The sequence below is a fragment of the Agromyces sp. P1_H4 genome (assembly GCF_056405255.1).
In genome coordinates, this window is record NZ_JBFUCL010000292.1 from 1 (window position 1) to 4785 (window position 4785).

General features: G+C 70.8%; 5 protein-coding genes. 2 read left to right on the plus strand and 3 right to left on the minus strand.

Going from position 1 to position 4785, the window contains the following annotated elements:
- The coding region (locus AC1DY2_RS15445) for a PLP-dependent aminotransferase family protein (RefSeq protein ID WP_476763226.1) at positions 1 to 729 on the minus strand (729 nt) is incomplete at its 3' end.
- Between the two features lie 6 nt (positions 730 to 735).
- The gene (locus AC1DY2_RS15450; protein WP_476763227.1) at positions 736 to 2805 is read right to left on the minus strand and encodes a beta-galactosidase; all 2070 of its coding nucleotides are present in this window, start codon (positions 2803 to 2805) and stop codon (positions 736 to 738) included.
- A gap of 143 nt (positions 2806 to 2948) precedes the next feature.
- Between AC1DY2_RS15450 and AC1DY2_RS15455 the strand changes: the two genes are divergently transcribed.
- Positions 2949 to 3605, plus strand: a complete 657-nt coding sequence (locus AC1DY2_RS15455) for a GntR family transcriptional regulator (RefSeq protein ID WP_476763228.1) — start codon at positions 2949 to 2951, stop codon at positions 3603 to 3605.
- Positions 3606 to 3798: 193 nt separating this feature from the next.
- Complete coding sequence (locus AC1DY2_RS15460; RefSeq protein ID WP_476763229.1) at positions 3799 to 4149, plus strand: GIY-YIG nuclease family protein; 351 nt, start codon at positions 3799 to 3801, stop codon at positions 4147 to 4149.
- Between the two features lie 57 nt (positions 4150 to 4206).
- On the opposite strand, the gene AC1DY2_RS15465 is transcribed toward AC1DY2_RS15460, so the two are convergent.
- Positions 4207 to 4785: MGH1-like glycoside hydrolase domain-containing protein (locus AC1DY2_RS15465; protein ID WP_476763230.1), on the minus strand; the 579-nt coding region annotated here is incomplete at its 5' end.

A 4785-nucleotide genomic window follows, 5' to 3' on the forward strand; every position in this document is an offset into this window, starting at 1 on the left:
CACGAGCACGGCGCCCACGGCGTGGGCGTCGTCGGCGATCTCGCGCAGCCGCGCCTCGAGCGCGCCCGTGTGACTCGGGGTCTCGACCCATACGGCGGCGACGTCGTCGCCGAGCCGTGCCGCCAGCCCCGCGACATCCGCGACGCCGTCGACGGTGGGCACGAACTCGAGGTCGAGATGCACGCGCACGAAGTCGCGCACCTTCGAGAGCTTCGCGGGCAGCACGTCGCTCGCGACGAGGATGCGACGGCGTCCCGACATCCGCCCGGCCATCGAGAGCGCGGTCGCGGTGGCCTGGTAGCCGTCGTAGGTCGGCACGTTCACGACGTCCATCGCGAGCAGCTCGGCCATGAGCGACTGGTACTGGAACAGCGCCTGGAAGCGGCCGTGGTCCTCGTAGGGCTCGCCGGCGTACGCGGTGAGGAACTCGCTGCGACCGATGACCTCGTCGACGACGGCCGGCACGTAGTGGTGGTAGGTGCCCGCGCCGAGGAAGCTCAGGCGCTGCCGCGTCGACACGTTCTTCGCGAGCAGGCCCTCGACGTGGCGCACGAGGTCCTGCTCGGCGACGAGCGGCGCGGGCAGGTCGAGCGGCCGGTCGAGCCGCAGGTCGGCGGGCACGTCGGCGTAGAACTCCTCGACGGATGCCGCACCGACTGCTGCGAGCATCGCGGCCCTCGACTCGGGCGCGGTGTTCGGGATGTACGGATGGACGAACGGATCGGTCATGGTGCCTCAGTCGGTGGTGTCGGACAGGGTGATGAAGGGCGCCGCGTCGGCGCGCGGCGCGGCGAGCACGGCGGCGCCGAATCGGCCGAGGGTGAGCCGGCCGGTCGTGCGGATGCCGGTGAGCAGGTCTTCGGCGCCCTCGGGTACGTCGACCGTGAGCTCGCCGTGGCCGTGGTTGAGCACGAACGTGTAGTCGGTCGTCGCGTCGGAGCGGGTGACGGCCTCGAGGTCCGAGTCGGTGCGCGACCGAACCGGCAGGCCGGCCGCGGCGAGCACCTCGCGGAACAGGGCGATCATGCCCGCCGGCTCGAGCACGGCGCTCAGGTACCACGCGGCGCCCGTGYCGTCGGCAGAGGGGCGGCGGGTCGCAGCCGCGCGGCCGGCGAGCTCTCCGGTGGCGTACCGGGCGCGTACGTCGGTGCCGTCGTGCAGCTCAAGCCACTCGCTCCAGACGACGTTGCCGAACCCGACGGCGTCGAGGTCGACGCGCTCCGCCTGCCCGTCGCGGATCGGCCAGGGCTCGTCGATCTCGACGCCGAGCAGCGAACGGAGCGGCCCGGGTGCGCCGCCGTCGTGCACCGTCTCGGTGGCGTCGACGACGCCCGAGAACGGACCGACCACGAGCTGCCCGCCCCGCGCCACGAAATCGGCGAACGCTGCCGCCTGCGCGGCATCCGCGAGGTAGAGGTTCGGAACCACCACGACGTCGTAGCCGTCGAACGGACCGACGGCGCGAACCGTGTCGACGGGGTGGCCGAGCGCGTGGAGCGCCGCGTGCCAGGCCCGCGCCTGCGTGAGCCAGTTCAGTCGCTGCGACGGCAGCGACTCGGTCGCCGACGACCCCCACCAGGAATCCCAGTCGACGACGAGGGCGACCCGGGAGCGCACGCGGGTGCCTCGAACGGCCGCGAGCCGCTGCAGTTCGGCGCCGAACGCCTTGGTCTCCTGGAAGGTGCGGGACGCCTCGCCGCGGTGGCCGAGCATGGCCGAGTGGAACTTCTCCTGGCCGTACCTCGCCTGCCGCCACTGGAAGAACATGGCGCCGTCGGAGCCGTGGGCGATGGCCTGGAGGCTGTCGATTCTCATTCGGCCGGGGGCCTTCGGCACATTCACGTCGCGCCAGCTCACCGCGCTCGCGGCCTGCTCGAGCAGCAGCCACGGCCGCCCGCCCTTGAGCGAGCGCATCAGCCCGTAGTTGAGCGCCGCCGGCACGTGCGCGTCGGGATCGGCGGGGTCGGGGTAGGCGTCGTCGGTGACGAGGTCCTCGGCGGCGGCGAAGTCCCAGTAGTCGAGGTCGCGCAGGAGGCTCATGAAGTTCGTGGTCACGGCGACCTCGGGGGTCACTTCGCGCAGCACGTCGATCTCGAGCTGGAAGAGCTCGAGCAGCGCGTCTGACGAGAACCGCTCGAAGTCGAGCAGCTGCGTCGGGTTCACCGGCCCGGTCGCCCGGCGCGGCGCCTCGATGTGCTCCCACGCGGTGTACCGCTGCCCCCACACGTTCACGCCCCACGCCTCGTTGAGCCCGTCGAGGTCGCCGTAGCGCGCCTCGAGCCAGCGACGGAAGTGAGCGGATGACTCGGGGCACCAGCAGCGCGACACGTGGTCGCCGTACTCGTTCGACACGTGCCAGAGCGCGAGTGCGGGGTGCTCGCCGTAGCGGTCGGCCATCGCCCGCGTCATCCGTGCCACGTGCTCGCGCCACACGGGCGAGCTCGGGCAGTACGCCTGCCGGGACCCGAACTCGAGTCGCCGGCCGTCCTCGTTCCACGGCAGCATCTCGGGGTGGCTGCGGATGAGCCACGACGGCGGCGTGGCGGTCGCGGTCGCGAGGTCGATCCTGACCCCGGCCTCCCACAGCACGTCGATCACGCGGTCGAGCCAGCCCCAGTCGTAGATGCCGGGCTGCGGCTCGAGCTGCGGCCAGGAGAAGACCGGCAGGCTCACGAGGTTCACTCCGGCCTCGCGCATGAGGCGCGCATCCTCGAGCCAGACCTCCTCCGACCACTGGTCGGGGTTGTAGTCGCCGCCGTAGGCGAGGGCGTCGAGGCGGATGCTTCGGGGGGTGTCGTCCGCCACGCCGTCTCCTCTCTGAGCTTGGGAAGGCTGTACACGACTGCCTGCCGAATGTATTCTGTATACAGACACAGTATGCCGGTTGCCTGAACCGGTCAAGCCCTAGGCTTGCCGCGACGGCCGAGCGGCCCGGAGGACGAGGACAGATGGCGATCGAACGCAAGAACCTTCGCTCGCAGGTTCGCGAGGAACTGCTCGCGCGGATGCGCGCCGGCGAGGTGCAGCCCGGCGAGGGCATCAACGAGGTGCAGCTCGCTGCAGAACTCGGCGTCAGCCGCACCCCCCTGCGCGAGGCGCTGATCGCCCTCGAGAGCGAGGGCCAGATCGCGAGCGAGAACGGCAAGGGGTTCCGGTTCGTCCCGCTCAGCGCCCAGGAGTTCGAGGACCTCGCTCCCGTCATGGCCACGCTCGAGAGCCTCGCTCTCGAGTTGAGCCCGATCGACGAGCTGCGCGCGATCGGCCGGCGCCTCTCCGCGCTCGCCRCGGACTTCGACCAGGAGGTCGTGCAGCACGCGCTGGTCGTCTCGAAGGACGACGAATGGCACGGAATCATGCTCTCGGCGTGCCCGAACCAGCGGCTGCTCGACGTGATCGCAAGCGTGCGCGGCGCGTTCCATCGCTACGAGTCCCTGCTCGTGCCGAACGACGTCATGGTCGAGCGGGTCGCCGCCGAGCATGCCGAGATCGCCGCGCACCTCGCCGACGGCGACGTGGCCGGGGCGATCGCCGCGCTCAAGGCGAACTGGATGAACGGCATGCGCCGCATCCTCGACAACGCCTCGAGCACGTACTTCACCGCCTGACGGCTGTCGACCGGTCGAGGAGGCGCGCAGCGCCGTATCCAGACCCGACCGGTCGCCGCYGGTCGAGTAGGCGCGCAGCGCCGTATCGAGACCCGACCGGTCGCCGCCGGTCGAGTAGGCGCGCAGCGCCGTATCGAGACCCGACGTCAGTCTCCGACCTGCCCTCCACACCCGCGTATCGAGAGCATCATCGATGCTCGGCTCATCGGGCACTCCGACGTTGACGATGAATTGCGACGCTCGTCGGATGCCGCACCTCTACATCCTCCGCTGCTCCGATGGATCGTTCTACGTAGGCAGCACGCGTGATCTCGCCCGACGACTGGCCGAGCACTGCAGCGGGTACGGTGCCGCATACACACGCCGACGCCTGCCGGTCGTGCTGGTCTTCCAGCACGAGTTCGAACGCATCGATGAGGCGTATCTGGCTGAGAAACAGGTGCAGAACTGGAGCAGGGCCAAGCGGATCGCGCTGATCGAGGGACGGATGGAACTCCTGCCCGGGCTCGCTCGAAAACGATTCGCACCACGGACGCCCGAGTAGGCGCGCAGCGCAGTATCGACACCCCTCGACACGAGGTCTCGATACGCGGCTCCGCCGCTACTCGACCGGCGACGAGAGGCCGACCGCCAGGTCGATGAACAGTGCCGCCGACCAGCCGAACGCGGTGGTCGCGGTGTGCGCCTTCTCGCCCGTGACCGGGTTGAAGTACTCATGCGGTCCGCCGCCGTGGATCACGAGGGCCACGGTCTGCTCGGCGAGGTCGCGCGCGAGCTCCGGATGCCCCGACGCGCGCAGCCCCTCGACGACGAGTGCGTTCGTGTTCACCCAGACCGGGCCGCGCCACATGCGCTCGGGCGAGAAGTCGGGGTCGCCGACGGCCACCGTGGGCACCGACCAGGCCGCTCCGAATCGCCGCGGATCCTGCAGCGCCGCCACGAGGCGGTCGACGACGTCGCCCGGCAGGCGCCCGGTGAGCAGCGGCATCAGCCCCACGACGGTGTCGCTTGCGACCTCCGCACCGGCCGCCCGCGCGTTGAACATCCCGCGCTCGTCGTCCCAGAGCTCGAGCAGTCGCCCGAGCGTGCGCTCGGCGCGTGAGCGGTACGCCGCGGCATCCGCGTCGCCGAACCGCTCCGCGAACCGGGCGAGCTCGAGGTCTTGGAGCACAAGGTACGC